The sequence below is a fragment of the Rhodopseudomonas sp. P2A-2r genome, from assembly GCF_026015985.1.
GTDB lineage: Bacteria > Pseudomonadota > Alphaproteobacteria > Rhizobiales > Xanthobacteraceae > Tardiphaga.
This window is the reverse complement of the sequence record NZ_CP110389.1, coordinates 101,073-119,455: the sequence shown is the minus strand read 5'-3', so window position 1 is coordinate 119,455 and position 18,383 is coordinate 101,073. Positions and strand designations below refer to the sequence as shown.

At 65.2% G+C, this 18,383-nt stretch carries 12 protein-coding genes and 2 pseudogenes; 7 read left to right on the top strand and 7 right to left on the bottom strand.

Annotation, left to right across the window (positions count from 1 at the left end; translation table 11 throughout):
* Window positions 1-11: 11 nt before the first annotated feature.
* Window positions 12-2,218: pseudogene (locus ONR75_RS00515) on the top strand (SLC26A/SulP transporter family protein).
* A 175-nt stretch (window positions 2,219-2,393) separates the two neighbouring features.
* Here the strand turns inward: ONR75_RS00515 and ONR75_RS00510 are convergent.
* The 3 genes from ONR75_RS00510 to ONR75_RS00500 all read right to left on the bottom strand — a co-directional run bounded on the left by ONR75_RS00510 (window position 2,394) and on the right by ONR75_RS00500 (window position 6,096).
* A complete protein-coding gene (locus tag ONR75_RS00510; protein ID WP_265080924.1) occupies window positions 2,394-3,554 on the bottom strand; it encodes an SbmA/BacA-like family transporter in 1,161 nt (386 codons plus the stop codon).
* A 101-nt stretch (window positions 3,555-3,655) separates the two neighbouring features.
* Window positions 3,656-4,642, bottom strand: coding sequence for a 1-phosphofructokinase family hexose kinase (locus tag ONR75_RS00505; protein ID WP_265080923.1), 987 nt, complete (start codon window positions 4,640-4,642; stop codon window positions 3,656-3,658).
* Window positions 4,639-6,096 carry a GH1 family beta-glucosidase gene (locus ONR75_RS00500; protein ID WP_320109681.1) on the bottom strand — a complete coding sequence of 486 codons (1,458 nt, stop codon included), beginning with the start codon at window positions 6,094-6,096 and terminating at the stop codon, window positions 4,639-4,641. Before ONR75_RS00500 ends, ONR75_RS00505 begins: the two co-directional genes overlap by 4 nt.
* 62 nt (window positions 6,097-6,158) lie before the next feature.
* Here ONR75_RS00500 and ONR75_RS00495 point away from each other — a divergent pair, with 62 nt between their 5' ends.
* Both ONR75_RS00495 and ONR75_RS00490 read left to right on the top strand, forming a co-directional pair.
* On the top strand, window positions 6,159-7,034 hold the full coding sequence (locus ONR75_RS00495; RefSeq protein WP_265080922.1) for a hypothetical protein: 876 nt from the start codon (window positions 6,159-6,161) through the stop codon (window positions 7,032-7,034).
* Window positions 6,965-7,498: a hypothetical protein gene (locus ONR75_RS00490; protein WP_265080921.1), complete on the top strand. Its 534-nt coding sequence runs from the start codon at window positions 6,965-6,967 to the stop codon at window positions 7,496-7,498. Before ONR75_RS00495 ends, ONR75_RS00490 begins: the two co-directional genes overlap by 70 nt.
* A gap of 22 nt (window positions 7,499-7,520) precedes the next feature.
* On the opposite strand, the gene ppsA is transcribed toward ONR75_RS00490, so the two are convergent.
* The 3 genes from ppsA to ONR75_RS00475 form a co-directional block, all read right to left on the bottom strand.
* Entirely contained in the window at window positions 7,521-9,932 is a 2,412-nt protein-coding gene (gene ppsA / locus ONR75_RS00485; RefSeq protein ID WP_265080920.1) for a phosphoenolpyruvate synthase, read from the bottom strand.
* Window positions 9,933-10,140: 208 nt separating this feature from the next.
* Complete coding sequence (locus tag ONR75_RS00480) at window positions 10,141-11,634, bottom strand: NAD-dependent succinate-semialdehyde dehydrogenase (protein ID WP_265080919.1); 1,494 nt, start codon at window positions 11,632-11,634, stop codon at window positions 10,141-10,143.
* Between the two features lie 135 nt (window positions 11,635-11,769).
* Complete coding sequence (locus tag ONR75_RS00475; protein ID WP_265083891.1) at window positions 11,770-12,099, bottom strand: hypothetical protein; 330 nt, start codon at window positions 12,097-12,099, stop codon at window positions 11,770-11,772.
* A 358-nt stretch (window positions 12,100-12,457) separates the two neighbouring features.
* Here ONR75_RS00475 and ONR75_RS00470 point away from each other — a divergent pair.
* Window positions 12,458-13,638: pseudogene (locus ONR75_RS00470) on the top strand (serine hydrolase domain-containing protein).
* A gap of 164 nt (window positions 13,639-13,802) precedes the next feature.
* Here ONR75_RS00470 and ONR75_RS00465 read toward each other — a convergent pair.
* Window positions 13,803-14,804: an adenosine kinase gene (locus ONR75_RS00465; protein ID WP_265080918.1), complete on the bottom strand. Its 1,002-nt coding sequence runs from the start codon at window positions 14,802-14,804 to the stop codon at window positions 13,803-13,805.
* Window positions 14,805-14,942: 138 nt separating this feature from the next.
* On the opposite strand from ONR75_RS00465, the gene murJ reads away from it, so the two are divergent.
* The 3 genes from murJ to ONR75_RS00450 all read left to right on the top strand — a co-directional run bounded on the left by murJ (window position 14,943) and on the right by ONR75_RS00450 (window position 18,252).
* Window positions 14,943-16,499, top strand: coding sequence for a murein biosynthesis integral membrane protein MurJ (gene murJ / locus ONR75_RS00460; protein ID WP_265080917.1), 1,557 nt, complete (start codon window positions 14,943-14,945; stop codon window positions 16,497-16,499).
* 64 nt (window positions 16,500-16,563) lie between these two features.
* Complete coding sequence (gene trpS / locus ONR75_RS00455; RefSeq protein ID WP_265080916.1) at window positions 16,564-17,613, top strand: tryptophan--tRNA ligase; 1,050 nt, start codon at window positions 16,564-16,566, stop codon at window positions 17,611-17,613.
* A 144-nt stretch (window positions 17,614-17,757) separates the two neighbouring features.
* Entirely contained in the window at window positions 17,758-18,252 is a 495-nt protein-coding gene (locus tag ONR75_RS00450) for a universal stress protein (protein ID WP_265080915.1), read from the top strand.
* Window positions 18,253-18,383: the final 131 nt, after the last annotated feature.

Genomic DNA, 18,383 nt, shown 5'->3' with positions numbered 1-18,383 from the left:
GGCCATTGCACATTGGGCCGCGCGTGACTGAGCCCGCGAGCCTCGCCACGCGTCTCGCCGGCTGGCGCGACGACCTGTTTGGCGGCGCGCTGGCTAGCGTGCTCACAATCGCCTTCGGACTGTCCTATTCGGTTCTGATCTTCGCCGGCCCGCTGGCGCCGCTGCTCCCCATGGCGTGGCCGCCACGTTCATATCGGCGTCGGTTGCCGCGGCGGTGGTGGCGATCGGCAGCTCGTTTCCGTTTGCCGTCGCCGGCCCCGACAGTTCGACGGCCGCGGTCACGGCCATCCTGGCCGCGACACTGGCGGAACACATGATCGCCGGCCACCCGGAGGCCATCCCTCCCGGCCCGGTCCTGATGACGTTGTCGGGGGCGGCCATCGTCACCGGCATTGTGCTGTACGGATTCGGTGTGTCGCGGCTCGGCCGCGCGATCCGCTACGTGCCCTACCCGGTGATCGGCGGTTTCCTCGGCGCCACCGCCTGGCTGATCACCGTCGGCGGAGTCCAGGTAGTCAGCGGCCGCAAGCTGCAGATCGATACGCTGGACGCGCTGGTTAATACCACCACCTGCTATCAGTTGCTCGCCGCCTGCGCGCTCGCTCTGACCATCTACCTGACCTGGCATCGCTCGCGCAGGCCGCTGGCGTTGCCGTCGATCCTAGTCGCAGGTGTGATCGTTGCGCACATCGCTTTTCTGGCCGCCGGCATGACGGTTTCGCAGGCGCAGGCCGCGGGCTGGACGTTCGCGTCGCTGCCCAAGGCCAGCCTGGCGCTGCCCTGGCTGCTGGCGGATGCGGCGCCTTTTCCATGGCGGGAGCTGCCGGCTCTGGCCGGCAACCTCGTCGCCGTGGTGTTCGTCACCGCCATCAGCACCCTGTTCAACACCACCGGGATCGAGGTGGTCACCCACCGCGAGGCCGACCTCGAGCGCGAATTGAAGACAGCCGGCGCCGCCAATATGCTGGTTGGCGCGCTTGGCGGCTATGCAAGCTGCATCTCCATCAGCCGCTCGCTGCTCAATCGCAGCGCCGGCGGCAGCGGCCGGCTGTCCGGCGCGACCGTGGCGGCGGTCGCCGCGCTGATGTTGGTGGTCGATCCGGCGTTGCTCGGCTACGTGCCGAAGTTTGTGCTCGGGGGATTGCTGATCTATCTCGGCGCGGAGCAGTTGCACCGCTGGATCGTCGACTCGCGGCGCCGGCTGTCGCTGCTCGATTACCTGTCGCTGCTGTCGATCATCGTGATCATCGTGCAATGGGGGTTTGTCGCCGGCGTGCTGATCGGCGTCGTTATCGGCTGCACCACCTTCGCACTCAGCGTCTCGCGCATCTCCTCGATCAAATACGGCTTCGACGGATCGGAATATCGCAGCTCGCTTGATCGGTCGCTCGACGACCAGCGTGCGCTCACCGCCCACGGCGGCGAAATCCAGGGCCTCAACCTGCAGAGTTATCTCTTCTTCGGCTCCGCCAACCGGCTGTACCAGCACATCAAGGCGCTGCTGCTGCGCCATCCCGAATGTCGTTTCCTGGTGTTCGATTTCCGTCAGGTCACCGGCATCGATTCGTCGGCGGCGCACAGCTTCATGCAGATCAAGCGGATTGCGCAGCAACGTGGGTTGCGGATCGTGCTGGTCAACATTCCTCCGCAGGCGGAACGCAGCCTGCGCACCAGCCTCTTCATCGACGAGAGCGTCAGCGTGATCGGCGAGCTCGATCACGCACTGGAGTGGTGCGAGAACGAGGTGATCGCACGGCACCGCGGGTTGCAGGCCGACGAAGACGGGCTGCGCGACTGGTTTATGAAGATCTTGCGCACGGCGGAAGATGCTGAACAGTTGATGAGTCGCTGCGAGCGCGTCGAGGTCAAGGCTGGCGATATCGTGGTTGGCGCCGGCGACCCCGCCGACTCTATGCACTTCATTCTCGACGGCCGCCTCGGCATCATGGTGCCGGCCGGTGACGGACGGCTCACACGGGTGCGCAGCCTCGGCCGCTACACCACGGTGGGCGAGATGGGGTTGGTTTCGCAGGCGCCACGCAGCGCCACCATCCAGGCAGAAGTTGCCAGCGTGCTCTACGTGCTGCACGCCGCCGCCTTCGACGAGATCAAAGCCCATCACCCGGTGCTGAGCCAGAAGCTGCTGACCTTTTTCGTCACCGTGATGGCGGAGCGACTGGCCTTCGCGAGCCGAACGATCGCGGTGCTGCGCAGGTAACTCCTCTCTTCCCCTCTCCCTGCCGCCGCTGCGCGGCGGCCGTGGAGCGGGAAGAGAAGACGCTGCTGCTATCAGATCCCTGACTCCCTGACGCCATCTCACCGGCGAGAAGCAGGTGGTGTCGTAAAAATTGCCGACGCCTGCGCCTACTGCGTCACCGGTCAGGCCGGGCAATTCAATCGCCGCGAATCGGCCCCCGCGTGTCCGCTTCGGGCAACGCTTGTAGCTTCGCGCCAGTACCGGCGTCCGGCCCCGGCCCTGCCGCATCCACCTGATCGAGTGCCAGCAGCAGTGAGGCGACGCGGTTGGCGGAGGATGCCCACTCGGCAAGCTTGGCATAGTTGTCGGTGAACCAGTTGAAGGCGCCCTGCACCACGACGAAAGCCGCGGCGGCCTGCACGACTTCGCCCAGCGTCATCATCCCCGCCAGGTATTTCGGGATACACAGCAGCAGGCCGACCACGGGCGTGACGAGGAGGCTGGTATAGGTGACCAGCGTCAGGCGCATCAGCTGCCAGCAATAGATCCGCCAGATCGCGATCACCGCCTTGAGCGCTGCGGCAATGGTCTGGCGGCCGTCCTTTCGGGCATCCGCCAGCGCCAGACCCTCGCCGCTTTCGCGCAGATGGGTGCCGACCGAGCGGAGCTCGGCTTCGGCGCGCTTGTTCTCCTCGATCACCCGCGTCAGATGGCGGGCGATCAGGACGGTCGCCCCCGACAGCAGCAGCGAATAGACGATCACTGCGATGACCAGGTAACCGGGAATCACGAGGGTCACGCCGTCGAGCGGGAGCGCCAGGCTGTCGCCCACCGACCACAACACGCCGATGAAGGTGATCACCGTGAGCAGCGAGTTCAACAGTCCGAGTGCGAGGTCGACGGGCAGGTCGGTGGCCAGCCTGGCATCCTCGGCGATGCGGAATTCCGGCGCCTGAGAATCGCCGGCGATGAATCGCAGCCGCGTGTGCCGGTCGTTGCCCAGCCAGTAGTCGTAGAGATGGTTGCTCAGCCAGTTGCGCCAGGTGCGCTGCGTGGTCATGCGCGCCCACACCGACAGCACGGTGAGGAACAGGCTGGCGGCGGCGAGCGGCAGGAAGCGCAGCGCCTGGATCCACAGATCGGCTGCGTCCTTACGACCGATGGCGTTGAAGAAATCGCGATTCCAGAAATTCAGCGCGTATTGAATCACCAGCTGCAGCAGGATGGTGGCGATCAGCAGGGCGCCCAGAAGCCAGGCGCGCCATGCCTGACGGCCGCGCCAGAATCCGGACGCGCTCTGCCAGAACCGGCTCAGCAACTGCCTTTCGTCGGGCGCAAGATAAGCGGGTTTCAGCATGCTGGCATGTCTGGCATCTGCCGCGCGAAGGCGCGAACGGCTTTCCTTGGCGGCATTGTAGCTGAAATTATTCGACACGCGACAGCACAGCTTGACCTGCGTCAAGCTGGACGGGCGGCTCGCACCGCCCTGACGGTGACCTCGGCGGCAAGGCGATGCACATCCGCGGCGCCGCACAGTTCGGTGCCGGGATTGAGCAGCGCGGCCGAGCCCCCGGCCACGCCGTAGCGCAGCGCCTGTTCAAGACTGCCATCCTGCGTCAGGCTCCAGACCATCGCGCCCAGGAAGCTGTCGCCCGCGCCGGACACGCTGGCCGGCGCGATGGGGAAGCCGTTCGCCCGCAGGACCGTGTCGCGCGTCATCAGCAGGGCGCCTTCGGCTCCCATCGAGAGCGCAACGACTTCGATGCGGTAGCGATCAAACAGGTCGCGTCCTGCCGCGACGAGCGACGCTTCGTCGGCTGAGGTTGTTCCGGCGAGGTCCTGAAACTCGTGCAGGTTTGGCTTGATGAGATAAACGCCCATTTCCAGGGCTGACTTGAGCGAGCTGCCGGACGTGTCAACGATGACCCTCCCGGCGCCTTTGGCAGCCTGAACGACCCTGCCGTAAAAATCCGCGGGCACGCCGGCAGGCAGGCTCCCACTGGCTATGACGAATGCGGCCTGCGGCGCCATGCGCGCTATCGCGTCGAGGCATTGTTGCCATTCAAATTCGCTGAGAACGGCGCCCGGGAATACCAGGCGAAACTGCTCCCGGCTGGCTTCGTCATAGATCGTGATGTCCTCCCGGGTGTCGTTCCGGGTCGGGATCACGATGCTTGGCACGCCTTCGCCTTCGACCAGCGCCGCCAGTGCCTGTCCGGTTGCGCCGCCGGCCGGGTAAACCGCAGTTGCTTCGGCACCGAGCCGTTTCAGAACCCTGGCGACGTTGATGCCGCCGCCGCCCGGATCGCGCTGCGCGGGTGCGCAACGCATCTTGGTGAACGGCATCATCTTCTTCACCGATGTCGAAATGTCGATCGCCGGGTTGATGGTGAGGGTGACGATCCCGGTCGCCGGATCCCGGAGCTGGTCGGAGCCGGCGCTCATCGTTGATGCACTGCCTTGATCAGTCCCGCATACCAGTCGAACGACGCTTTGGGGACTCGCCGCAGCGACGCATAGTCGACGTAGACCAGGCCGAATCTGATGCTGTATCCGGAGTCCCATTCCAGATTGTCGAGCAGCGACCAGATGAAATAGCCGCGAATGTCGACGCCGTCTGCGGCGGCGGCATTCATCGCTTCGACATAGGCACGCAGGAATGCGATTCGTCCGCTGTCGACCACCGCGCCGGCCTGGTCAGGCTGCAGCGCATCGCCATAGCCGTTCTCCAGGACGTAGATAGGCAGACCGTAGCGTCGATGGACCGTCCGCAATGTCTCGCCGAAGGCCGCCGGATCGATCGGCCATCCGATCGGCGTCAGGGCAATGCCCGACGGCTTGTCGCCGAAGTCGTAGCCCAGCATCGCGTCCGGCTTCGCCGTGACGTAGACCGGGCTGTAGTGATTGAGGCCGAACCAGTCGAGCGGGCGGCGGATGCGCGCCAGATCGCCCGGCTGGATGTGCGGCGCGAGCGCCGGACGCATCGCCGCCGGATACTCGCCCAGGCACTGCGGGTCGGGGAACGCGTTGTTCCAGTAGGTGTTCAACCGGGCGGCTGCCGCGGCATCGGCTTCGCTGCTGCTCGATGGCAAGCACGGCTGATAGTTGTGGATGCATCCGACGGAGACGTCGCTGACCGTGTTGCGCAGCACATCCACCGCGGCGCCATGTGCGAGATTGACGTGGTGGATCATGCGGTGGAGATCGTCTTCGCGGCTCCGGCCCGCCGTCCCGAGCGAGCGGCTGAACAGGCTGAAGATCGACGGTTCGTTGAAGGTCGCAAAGCGCTTGACGCGATCCCCGTAACGTGCGGCGACCAGCCTCGTATAGTCCGCGAACCATGTCACGGACTCCCGGTTGAGCCAGCCGCCGGCATCCTCGAGCGCCTGCGGCAGGTCCCAATGATACAGGCAAAGCCACGGCGCGATGCCTGCGGCCAGCAATTCGTCGATCAGCCGGTCGTAGAAGGCAAGGCCCGCTTCATTTGCGGTGCCGCGCCCCTGCGGCAACACGCGCGGCCAGGCCACCGAGAAGCGGTACGCCTGAACGCCCAGCGCCTTCATCAGCGCGACGTCCTCGCGGTAGCGGTGGTAATGATCGCAGGCGACGTCGCCGGTGTCGTGATTCCTGACTGCGCCGTCGTGGCAATAGGTGTCCCAGATACTCGGCCCGCGACCGTCTTCCTGCGCGGCACCTTCGATCTGGAAGCTTGAGGTCGAGACCCCCAGATGAAATCCGGTCGCAAGCCGGCGATGCTGGGAAACTCCGATATCGCCATGGATGACCTGCCTGATTCCAGAGCCCGTTCCCGGCGGGGCCCGACGCGCGGCGTTTCCGTCTGTCTGATCGTTGCAATAGCAATAGTCAGGCCCGTGGCCGGCGATCTTGAGCCAGATCAAGAATTGCCGGTTGCGACGATGCGATGAAGAGGAGCTTGTAGCTCTGTAGCCGAGGTATTGGGTTGCGAAGAACGAAGTGGGGTGGAATCGCCGACGACTGCTTCCACGGCAGCGGCTTCTTTCGTGTGGCGGAACAGAATGGCGTGTCCTGGTTCGTCGATCCCGATGGCGGTCGCTTCATTTCCAAGGGCGTCAATACGGTCCGCTTCGATCAGGACCACATCGCGAACAGCGATAGCGTGCCTTACGCCGACACCTGCCGCGCCAAATACGGTAGTTTGCATGCATGGCGCGCTGCAGCATCGGATCGGCTCGCAGGCTGGAAGTTCAATACCGTCGGCTGCTGGTCCGACGAGCTTGTCGCCAGCGCCGGAATGCAACGCCTGGCAATGACGCCGACGACGGCGCTGGGCGCCACATTCCGGCTGCACCGCCGCGACCAGATCTTTCCCGACGTCTTCGACGCCGCCTTCGCGGCGCATATCCGTGAAAGCGCCAGGGATCGCTGCACAAGATGGCGCAACGAACCGGGCCTGCTCGGGACGTTTATCGACAATGAATTGTACTGGTCGCCGGACTGGCGCGGCGCTGACGAGCTGCTGACCATCTTTCTGAATTTGCCGTCGCACCGTCCCGGTCGCGTTGCCGCAATTGCCAGGTTGCAGCAGCATTATCGCGAGTTTTCCCAGTTCAATGCGGTCTGGGGCACGCTGGCGCGATCATGGGAACATCTCGGCCACATCGCACATATCGACGCGCCGTTCTTCAGGATGCCGCCCGGCGGACTGAACGACGCGCTCGAAGCCAGGGCCAATCGCGAAAATCCCTCCGGGCGCAATTCTCCACGGACTGCGACGCTTTCAGCGCGATGGTGGCCGACATCTATTTCGAACTGTGCGCGTCGGCCATCAGGGCTGTCGATTCCAATCATCTGGTGATCGGTTCGCGGTTTGGCTATCAGCCGCAAACCAATGTGATCGCCGCCGCCGGCCGGCACCTCGATGTGGTGTCGTTCAATTGCTACGACTTCGACGCCAGTCCGGCGATCGATGCCTATGCGGCAACCGGCAAGCCGTGCCTGATTTCGGAATTTTCCTTTCGCTGCGACGATTCCGGCCTGCCGAATACCCGCGGCGCCGGACCGCGGGTGGCGAGCCAGCTCGAGCGCGCGCAATGCTTCGAGCGCTACGTGACGGCGGCTCTGCGCAAGCCGGCGGTGGTCGGCTATCACTGGTTCGAGCATGCCGATCAGCCGGCGGAGGGGCGCTTCGACGGCGAGAACTCGAATTTCGGCACAGCGACGATCCAAGACGAGCCCTACGCCGAACTGACGGACACCATGACCAGGGTCAACGCCGCAGCCGAGCAAATTCACGCCGCCGCCGTTTCCGCGCAGGCCTGACGGCAATCGCCGTCCGGCGTCGTCAGGTCTTGATGGCGGTCTGACCGGCTTCGGCCTCGAGCACGGCAGCCATGGTGCGAAATACGCTTGCTGGATTGACGCTGATCGAATCGATGCCGAGCCCGGTCAGGTAGCGCGCGATCTCCGGGTAGTTGGCGGGAGCCTCGCCGCAGATGCCGACATGGCGGCCATTGCGCTTGGCGCCGGCCACGGCCTGGCGGAACATCTCCAGCATGCCGGGATCGCGTTCATCGAAATCGAAGGCGACAATGTCGGAGTCCCGGTCGACCCCCAGCGTCAGTTGCGTGAGGTCATTGGAGCCGATGGAAAAGCCGTCGAACAGTTCGGCAAAGGCATCGATCTGGATCACGTTGTTCGGGATCTCGCACATGACGTAGATCTCGAGTCCGCCTTCGCCGCGCGTCAGCCCGTTGGCCGCCATGGTGGCGATCACGCGCTTGCCTTCCGCGACGGTCCGGCAGAACGGCACCATGACGCGCAGATTGGACAGTCCCATGTCCTCGCGCACCTGACGCAACGCCGCGCACTCCAGGGCGAATCCGTCTGCATAGGCGGGATGGCTGTAGCGCGCCGCGCCGCGGAATCCGAGCATCGGATTCTCCTCCTTCGGCTCGAACGCCTGGCCACCCAGCAGGCTGGCATATTCGTTGGTCTTGAAATCGGACAGCCGCACGATCACCGGCTTGGGATAGAAGGCTGCGGCGATGGTGCCGACGCCTTCCGCCAATTTCTCAACAAAGAACTCGGACGGGCTTTTGTAGCCTTTGACCAGACGCGCGATCGCCATCCGCTCCTTAGTGGAGGCAATCCTGTCCGGCTTGAGCAGCGCCATCGGGTGCACGCCGATATGCTCGCCGATGATGAATTCCATGCGCGCGAGACCGACGCCGGCCTGCGGCTGCATCGCGGTGCGAAACGCCATTTCGGGGGTGCCGACATTCACCATGATGGCGGTGCGCGGCTGTTTCAGCTCGCTCAGCGCGGTTCGCGTCACGTCGTAGGCCACCGCTCCCCGATAGACGTTGCCGGCATCGCCTTCGGCGCAGCAGATCGTGACGTCCGTTCCGGTCTTGAGCCGGTCGGTGGCATAGGTGGCGCCCACCACTGCGGGGATGCCGAGTTCGCGGGCGACGATGGCCGCATGGCAGGTCCGGCCACCCTTGTCGGTAATGACACCGGCCGCGATCTTCATGACCGGCTCCCAGTCCGGGCTGGTGGCCGGCGCCACCAGAATCTCGCCGGGCTTGAAGGCCGCCAGATCGCGCGCGGTCGCGATGCGGCGGACGCGGCCGGTGGCGATCTTCTCGCCGACCGCGCGGCCCGTGACGATCACCTCGCCGCGCGCCTTGAGATTGTAGGTCTCGTGGAAGTCCGCCGAGCGCTGCGAGGCGACGGTCTCGGGGCGCGCCTGAATGATATAGAGCTTGCCGTCGGCACCGTCCTTGGCCCATTCGATGTCCATCGGCATCGCGCTGCCGGCATGTTTCGAATAGTGCGCCTCGATCCGCACGGCGATGTCCGCGAGGCTCAGCACTTCGGCATCGGAAATGCAGAATGCCTGTCGCTCGGCAGTCGGCACATTGCGGGTCAGCGTCGCATGGCTGCCGCCGCGCTTGCCGTAGATCATGCGGATCTGCTTGGCGCCGAGCTTGCGCCGCAATACGCGACGAAAGCCCAGCTTGAGCGTCGGCTTGTGGACGTAGAACTCGTCGGGATCGACCTGGCCCTGCACGATGGTTTCGCCGAGGCCGTAGCAGCCGGTGACGAACACCACGTCGCGAAATCCGGATTCGGTATCGAGGGTAAAGATGACGCCGCTGGCCGCCAGATCCGAGCGGACCATTTTCATCACCGCGACTGAGAGCGCGACCTTGAAATGATCGAAGCCATTGTCGATCCGGTAGGAAATCGCGCGATCGGTGAAGATCGAGGCGAAGCAGCGCCGGCAGGCCTCGAACAGATCCTTCGGGCCGCGCACATTGAGAAAGCTTTCGTGCTGCCCGGCAAAGCTGGCGGTCGGAAGATCCTCCGCTGTCGCCGAACTGCGCACCGCGACGGCGACGCCGGTCCCGGCCTCCCCTTCAAGCTGACGGTAGGCGTCCACGATCTGCGCGCGCAGAAGCGGCGTATCCATCGCCTTGTAAATGATCTCGCGCGCTTTGGCGGCCGTGCTGGCAAGCTGCCGGATCCTGCTCTTGTCGAGCCCGTCAAGGAGTCGGTGAAGCTGCTCCGCGACATCGCCCTGCAAGAGGGCATCGCGATAGGCATCTGCCGTGATCGCAAAACCGTTGGGGACGGCAACACCTTCGGATGCGAGCATCGCATAGAGTTCGCCGAGCGACGCGGTCTTGCCGCCGACTAGTCCGACGTCGTCCAAGCCGATTTCGAGGAATGACCTGATATATCCCGACATCGCACCAGCAGATCATGCCGGTTTCGCTGCGGTATTGAGGCAGGTCAAATTCACGCGGATGAAGGGGCCCGGAGCGAGACACTCGCCCTAACCCGGCCGTGCAGACGCCGCAGCCGATGCTTCGCATCGGCGTTCTGTTGGGCGGGCGCGGAAGGCGGCCTGCGCACCCTCTCCCGCAAGCGGGAGAGGGTGAGGAAGCAAGCGAGTCTCAGATCCCTGACATCATGATGTATTTGATCTCGACATATTCTTCCATGCCGTGATGCGAGCCTTCGCGGCCGAGGCCGGACTCCTTGACGCCGCCGAACGGCGCCACCTCGGTGGTGATCAATCCGGTGTTGACGCCGACCATGCCGGACTCCAGTGCTTCGGCGACGCGCCAGACGCGGCCGAGATCGCGGGAATAGAAGTAGGAGGCGAGGCCGAACGGCGAGGCGTTGCACATGGCGATGACGTCGGCCTCGTCCTTGAAGCGGAACACCGGCGCCAGCGGGCCGAAGGTCTCTTCCTGCGATACCAGCGCATCGGACTTGACGTTGGACAGCACGGTCGGCTCGAAGAAGCTGCCGCCGAGCGCATGGCGCTTGCCGCCGGTGACGACCTTGGCGCCGCCCTTGACGGCGTCGGCAATGTGGCGCTCGACTTTCTCGATCGCCTCCATGTTGATCAGCGGCCCCTGGGTGATGCCGGCCTCCGTGCCGTCGCCCACTTTCATGGCTGCGACCTTCTTGGCGAGCTTTTCGACGAAGGTGTCGTAGATGCCGTCCTGAGCGTAGAGCCGGTTGGCGCAGACGCAGGTCTGTCCCATGTTGCGATATTTCGAGACCATGGCGCCGTCGACCGCGGCATCGATGTCGGCGTCATCGAACACCACGAACGGCGCATTGCCGCCGAGTTCGAGGCCGAGCTTCTTCACCCCGACCGCAGCCTGCTTGTAGAGGATCTTGCCGACCTCGGTGGAGCCGGTGAAGCCGACGAAGCGCACGGCCGGGTGTTCGCACAGCACCAGCCCGATTTCCGAGGCCTTGCCGGTGATGATGTTGAGCACGCCCTTGGGCACGCCGGCGCGTTCGGCCAGTTCCGCCAGCGCCAGCGCCGACAGCGGCGTCTCATTGGCCGGCTTCAGCACCACGGTGCAGCCCGCGGCCAGCGCCGGTGACACCTTGCGGGTGATCATCGAATTCGGGAAATTCCACGGGGTGATGGCGCCGCAGACGCCGATAGGCTGCTTGATCGCCAGCAGCCGGGCATCGGGCCGTTGCGTCGGGATGGTCTCGCCATAGACCCGGCGGGCCTCTTCGGCGAAGAATTCGATATAGGCGGCGCCGATGTCGACCTCGCCCAGCGCTTCCGCCAGCGGCTTGCCCTGTTCGGAGGTCAGGATCAGCGCCAGGTCCTCGCGATTGGCGATGATCAGCTCGAACCATTTGCGCAGGATGTTGGAGCGCTGCTTGGCGGTGAATTTGGCCCAGAGCGGAAAGGCGCGCTCGGCGGCTTCCACCGCTTGCGTCGTCTCCTTGGTGCCCATGTTCGGCACCTTGGCGAGCTCGATGCCGTTGACCGGATTCGTGACCGAAGTCGCGCCTGTGCCGGCCCAGGCGCCATCGACATAGCACTGCTCGCGCAGCAGCGAGCGGTCCTTGAGGCGGTCGCGCAGCGAGGGCGTGGCGGAGGACTGGCGTGCGGCGGCGGGCGGATTCATGGGCATTCTCCTCAAAGTGTCGCTGACTTCAGCTGTCGCGGACTTGTAAAGGAGTATAGGCCGGATTGCGCCTTCGCGCAGCGTATACCTGCTATCGCAAGCGATACCGGGCTATTGCAAGAGATTGCAGCGACGTTACGCCGCGCCGCGCAGGTAGGTCTCGCGGCGGTCGATCATCCGGGCAGCGGCGATCCGCGCATTGGCGCGGGTGGTGGTCGAAAAGGTGCGGTATTCCAAGTCCGGCAGCATCGTGCTGTCGCGACGGCCAAACCAGGAAATGAAGGATTTGGGCGGCGCGGAGATCTTTGCCAGCGCCTCCGCCAGGTTATCGGCGGCATCGAAGGCGAACAGCGCGCCGGAGCCGGCGTGCCGGACTTCGAAAATGCCTGGCCCGATGGGAGCCTCGATGTTCTCGCCACGGGATGCGCGGGGGTAGCGTTTCCATTCGGTCCAGTTGGCAATCATCGTCAGTCTCCGCAGCGTTGCTGCAACAAATTTCATCAGTCTTTGGTCGGCGCAGCGCGTCCGGGCACAAGGCCGCATTTTGAACACGCGTCCGCAATGTTTGTTCCCAAGCTTCGGCCCGACCGTGTCCAAACCGTGCGCGTGGTTCACGATTTAGGTTGCGAATGCCTGCTTTGCTTGTCGAATCCGAATCATTTTTCGTGAATCCACCGCCGCAGCGATCACAACTCGGTGCGTGATCGTTCGTCGCGGCAAAAACCGCAGCGGTTCATGCCAAACCGCGCCGCAACATCGATATTTCTTGCCGGTCATGTCGCCGGGGGCGAGAATCCGTGTCGAAAATATCGGGGATGTCCACATGCAAGACGAGATCGACCAGGCGCTGCAGCGGGCCTGCGAGGCCGGGCAGATTCCCGGCGTGGTGGCCATGGCGGCGACCGGCGATGAGGTGATCTACCGCGGCGCGTTCGGCCGGCGCGATCTCTCGACGGATACGGCCATGACCGAGGACAACGTGTTCTGGCTGGCCTCCATGACCAAGGCGATCACCGCCGCGGCGGTGATGCAGCTGGTGGAGCAGGGCCGGCTGTCGCTCGACGGGTCGATCGGCGACGTCCTGCCGGATCTCGCCTCGCCGATGGTGCTGGAAGGGTTCGATGCCGACGGCGCGCCGCAACTGCGGCCGGCGCGCAACCCGATCACCTTGCGGCACCTGCTGACCCATACCGCCGGCTTCTGCTACGATATGTGGAACGGCGACATGGTGCGCTATCTCGCGGTGTCCGGCACGCCGCCCTTCCGCACCGGCCTCAAGGCGGCGCTGAGGGTGCCAGTCATGAGCGATCCCGGCACGCGTTGGGAATACGGCACCAGTCTCGATTTCACCGGCCAGGCCATTGAGGCCGTCAGCGGCGCTCGTCTCGAGGCCTATTTTCGCGATCATCTGTTCACACCGCTGGGCATGACCGACACCGCGTTCCGGATCGGCGAATCGCAGCGCGCCCGGCTGGTGCGTATGCACAGCCGCGGCGCGGATGGCTCGCTGACGCCGATTGCCTTCGAAATCGGTCAGGACCCGGAATTCCATGCCGGCGGCGGCGGGCTCTACGGCACCGCCGGCGATTACATCAAATTCGTGCAGATGATGCTGAACAGGGCCGCGCCGGCGGGCTTGAGGTGCTGAAGCCCGAGACGGTGGCGCTGATGGGCGAAAATCACATCGGTGAACTCACCATGACCCGCATGACCTCGGCGATTGCGACGGCCACCAACGATGTCGATCTCTATTCCGGCATGGAGAAGAAGTGGGGCCTCAGCTTCATGATCAACACGGCCGAGACGCCGGAGGGCCGCAGCCCCGGCAGTCTGGCCTGGGCGGGCCTTGCCAACACCTATTACTGGATCGATCCGGCGCGCGACGTCGCCGGGGTGATTCTGATGCAGGTGCTGCCGTTCGCCGACAGGACGTGCCTTGAGGTGTTCGCGGGATTCGAGCGCGGGGTCTATGCCGGGCTCAATGCGGCGCAGCGCGCGGCTTGACGCTCGGTTCGTTCCCCGCACGCGATGCGATACCAGGCGATGCAACAGCATCGCCGCCAGTATCGCTTCGCAGATGCGGGGCCCCGCTGGTTGCTCTCAACCGGGATGCCGCATCTGCGGAGCGGCACAAGAGTGCCGCACCGCGTGCGGGAAACAAGGGCGCCTTAGACCGGCAGGCCGTTCTGCTGCGCCAGTTCCTTCAGCGACACCTGCGGACGCGCGCCGATGTGCTGGATCACTTCGGCGGCCGCCAAAGCCGCGAGGCGGCCGCAGACCTTATGATCGAGGCCGCGCGCCAGGCCGAACAGGAAGCCGGCGGCGAACAGGTCTCCGGCGCCGGTGGTGTCGACGAGCTTGTCGATCGGGAATGCCGGCACCTCGACCACGCCCGACTTTGAGGCGATCATGCAGCCCTTCTCGGAGCGGGTGACGACGCCGAGCGCGACGTCCTTGCGGAGTTGACCAAGCGCTGTGTCGGTGTCGGCGGTCTCGTACAGCGCGTGCAGTTCGGATTCATTGGCGAAGATCAGATCGACGGTCCCGTCCCGCATCAGCTGCAGGAATTCGTCGCGGTAACGGCTGACACAGAACGCGTCGGACAAGGTCAGCGCGACCTGGCGGTTGGCGCCGTGGGCGATCTTGGAGGCCTTCAGGAACGCTTCCTTGGCGCTCTTGGGGTCCCACAGATAGCCTTCGAGATAGACCATGGCCGAGGCGGCAATTTCCGCGGGGGCGATATCGTCGGGGGTAAGGTCCTGCGCCGCGCCGAGATAGGTGTTCATGGTGCGCTCGCCGTCCGGCGTCACCAGAATGTAGGAACAGCCGGTGGCCGGGCCGCCGGTGGCAGCGGGGGTGGTGAAGCTCACGCCGGCGGCGCGGATATCGTGGCTGTACAGCTTGCCGATCTGGTCGTCCTTGACCTTGCCGACATAGGCGGCGCGGGCGCCGAGCGAAGCGATGCCGACGATGGTATTGGCGGCGGATCCGCCGGACATTTCGGTGGCCGGGCCCATGGCCCCGTAGATCGCCAGCGCGCGCGCCTCGTCGATCAGCGCCATGCCGCCCTTAGTCATCTCATGGGCCGCGAGGAAGCTCTCGTCGGTCTGCACCAGCACGTCGAAAATCGCGTTGCCGATTCCGAGCACGTCATATTTCGCTGAAGTCATGAAGAATATCCGGTTGCGGCAATTGCGGTTGTGCGGGAAATCCGGTCCAAGTCTGCGGGACAGGACGGGTTCTGCAGGGTGCTGCGACCTATCACTTCCGCCCTCCGCCAGCAAGCTTGGCCCGGTTAGAATGCCGCCATGATCCGCTCCATCCTGACCGTTTCCATGGGTACGCTGGTGTCGCGGCTGCTGGGTTTTGCGCGCGATGCTATGGTGGCGGCACTGCTCGGCGCCGGGCCGGTGGCGGACGCGTTCCTGGTCGCGTTCCAGCTGGTCAATGTGGTCCGGCGGCTGCTCACCGAGGGCGCGCTGAATGCCGCCCTGATACCGGCCTGGCTGCGGATACGATCCATCGATGGCGAGGCTGCTGCTGCGGCGTTTGCGGGTCGCGTACTCGGCACGCTGAGTGCTGCGCTGGTGATCGCCACCGTCGTTGTCGGCGTCGCCATGCCGCTGCTGATCGCGCTTCTGGCGCCCGGCTTCCGGGGAACCGCGACGCTGCAGCTGGCGGTCGACAATGCCCGGCTGATGCTGCCCTATCTGGCCTTTGCCGGGCCGGTGGCGGTGATGATGGGGCTGCTCAATGCGCAGGACCGCTTCGCGCTCACCGCCTTCTCGCCGGTGCTGTTCAACCTCGCGCTGATCGGCGTCATGGCGGCGCTGCTGCTGGAGCGACCGGACGCCGCAGCGGCGGCGACGCTGCTGGCGGCGACGGTCGGCATGGCCGGACTGCTGCAACTGGCCATGTTCGCGCTGCGCAGCGGCGAGGCGGTGGCCACGCCATTGCGGCTGTCATGGGACGCGCAGATGCGCGGATTTCTGCGCAAGGCGATGCCCGGTATGATCGCCAATTCCGGCCCGCAGCTGCTGATCGTGGCCGGTGCGATCATCGCATCGCACGCACCCTCGGCGGTGTCGTGGCTGTATTTCGCCAACCGGCTGATCGAACTGCCGCTCGGCATCGTCGGCACCGCCATGGGCACGGTGCTGGTCCCGGAGCTGACCCGCGCGGTGCGATCCGGCGATCCCGCTGCCATCCATGGCGCGGAATCGCGCGGCCTCGAACTGGCGGTCGGCCTGGCGCTGCCGGCGACGCTCGGCCTGATGGTGCTGAGCGCGCCGATCGTGCAACTCCTGTTCGAGCACGGCGCCTTCACGGCCGTCGATAGCCTCGCAACGGCGCAGGCACTGACGCTGCTGGCTCTCAGCCTGCCGGCGCATGTGCTGGTGAAGGCGCTGGCGCCGGCGTTCTTTGCCCGCGACGACACCATGACCCCGCTGATGGCCACGCTGGCCGGGCTGCTGGCGGTGGTCACGGCCGCGTGGCTGCTGCGCGGATTCGGCGTCGCCGGCATCGCCGGCAGCATCGCGCTGGGCGCCTGGAGCTGTGCTGTCGTCCTGATCTTGCGCGGTCGTGCCACGTTCGGATTTTCGATCGATGCCGCCGCGCAAATGCGACTGCCGCGCATCGTGCTGGCGGCGCTGGCCATGGGCGCCGCGCTGTGGCTGGAGGCGCATGTCGTCCGGGCCTGGGTCCCGGACGCGCTCGTCATTGCGCAGGCGGCGCTGGTCGGCGTGCTGATCGCCAGCGCGCTGGTCGTCTATGGCGCGGCGCTCGCGCTGTTCGGCGTGGTCACGCCGGCCGGCGCGTGGCGCGCATTCCGGCAATCCCGCGCCGGCGACTTGCGTGCCTAGTCCCCGCGTGGCAATGGACGGCGGATAGCGCCGAGTCCACATCGGCGCGCATGGGAACAGCACAATGCCGATCACCGAACGGGTTTTTTCTGGCGTCCAGCCGACGGGCAATCTGCACCTCGGCAACTACCTTGGCGCCATCGTCAATTTCGTCAAACTGCAGGAGACGCATAACTGCGTGTACTGCGTGGTCGACATGCACGCCATCACGGTGCCGGTGGCGGTATGGGGCGGTCCCGACGAACTGCGACGCAACACCCGCGAGGTCACCGCGGCCTTCATCGCGTCGGGTATCGATCCGAAAAAGCAGATCATCTTCAACCAGAGCCAGGTATCCGGCCATGCCGAGCTGGCGTGGATCTTCAACTGCATCGCCCGCCTGGGTTGGCTGAACCGCATGACCCAGTTCAAGGAAAAGGCCGGCAAGGACCGCGAGAACGCGTCGGTCGGCCTGTACGACTATCCGGTGCTGATGGCCGCGGACATTCTGCTCTATCGCGCCACCCATGTGCCGGTCGGCGAGGACCAGAAGCAGCATCTCGAACTGTGTCGCGACATCTCGCAGAAGTTCAACAATGACTTCTCGGAATCCATCGCGGCGCAGGGCCATAACGGCGTGTACTTCCCGATGCCGAAACCGGTGATCACCGGCGCGGCGACCCGCGTCATGAGCCTGCGCGACGGCACCAAGAAGATGTCGAAGTCGGATGCCTCCGACAATTCGCGCATCAACCTCACCGACGACGCCGATACCATTGCGCAGAAGATTCGCCGGGCGAAGACCGATCCGGAGCCGTTGCCGTCGGAAGAGGAAGGGCTCAAGCCGCGCCCGGAGGCCGACAATCTGGTGGGCATCTACGCCGCACTGGCCGACAAGCCGAAATCCGAGGTGCTGCGCGAATTCGGCGGTGCGCAGTTCTCCGGGTTCAAATCTTCGCTGGCCGAACTCGCGGTGAGCAAGCTGGCGCCGATCGCCGCCGAGATGAAGCGGCTGTCCGGCGACCAGGCCTATGTGGATTCGGTGCTGGCCGACGGCGCCGAACGCGCCAACGCGATCGCATCGGAAACGCTGAATGCCGTGAAGGACATCATGGGCCTGGTGCGGAGAAAGTAATTTCTCACGCGCCGCGTTTCGGTTTCATCTCATTGCCACAATCGGCGCGGCGACGGCACGCCGCCGCGCCGTGCTTGTGGAACGATGCTGCGTCGTGGCAGCATGACGCAGCCGCAGTTCGTGCGGTTCAGCATCGGGACATGCATGAGCACCCAGAGACGCAGCTATGAATCCGGCCACAAGCCGAAATGTCTCGTGGTCGTTGACGACAGCGAGGAATGGGACCGCGCAGTCTATTACGCCAGTCGCTGGGCCGTGCGCGTAGGTGGCGGCGTGGTGATGCTGCGGGTGATCGAGACGGAAGATCTGAACCAGCAATGGCTGGGCGTCGCCGACATCATGCGCGCCGAGGCCGAGGAGGGCGCCAACACCGCGCTCGACCGTGCCGCCGGACGCGCCAACGGCATCGCCGCGATCACCCCGGAACGGGTGATCCGCGAGGGCGATTCCACCGAGCAAATCCTCGACGTGATCGACAAGGATGTCGATATCGCCATGCTGGTGCTGGCGGCCTCTGCCGGTCCCGAGGGGCCGGGGCCGATCGTCACCATGATGGCCAAGCTGGTCGGCGCATTCCCGATCCCGGTGACCATCGTGCCGGGCGGATTGACGGACCTGGAGCTCGACGCGCTGTCGTAGCGCCAAACTCGCCTGTCATCGCCCGCTTTCGCGGCCGCGACAGGCGAGGATGGCGCAGCTACCCCGGAATGACAGCCCAACGCCCCTTGATCGTGCGTTCCCCGTGGCCATCTGCTAGACAAGCCCATTCT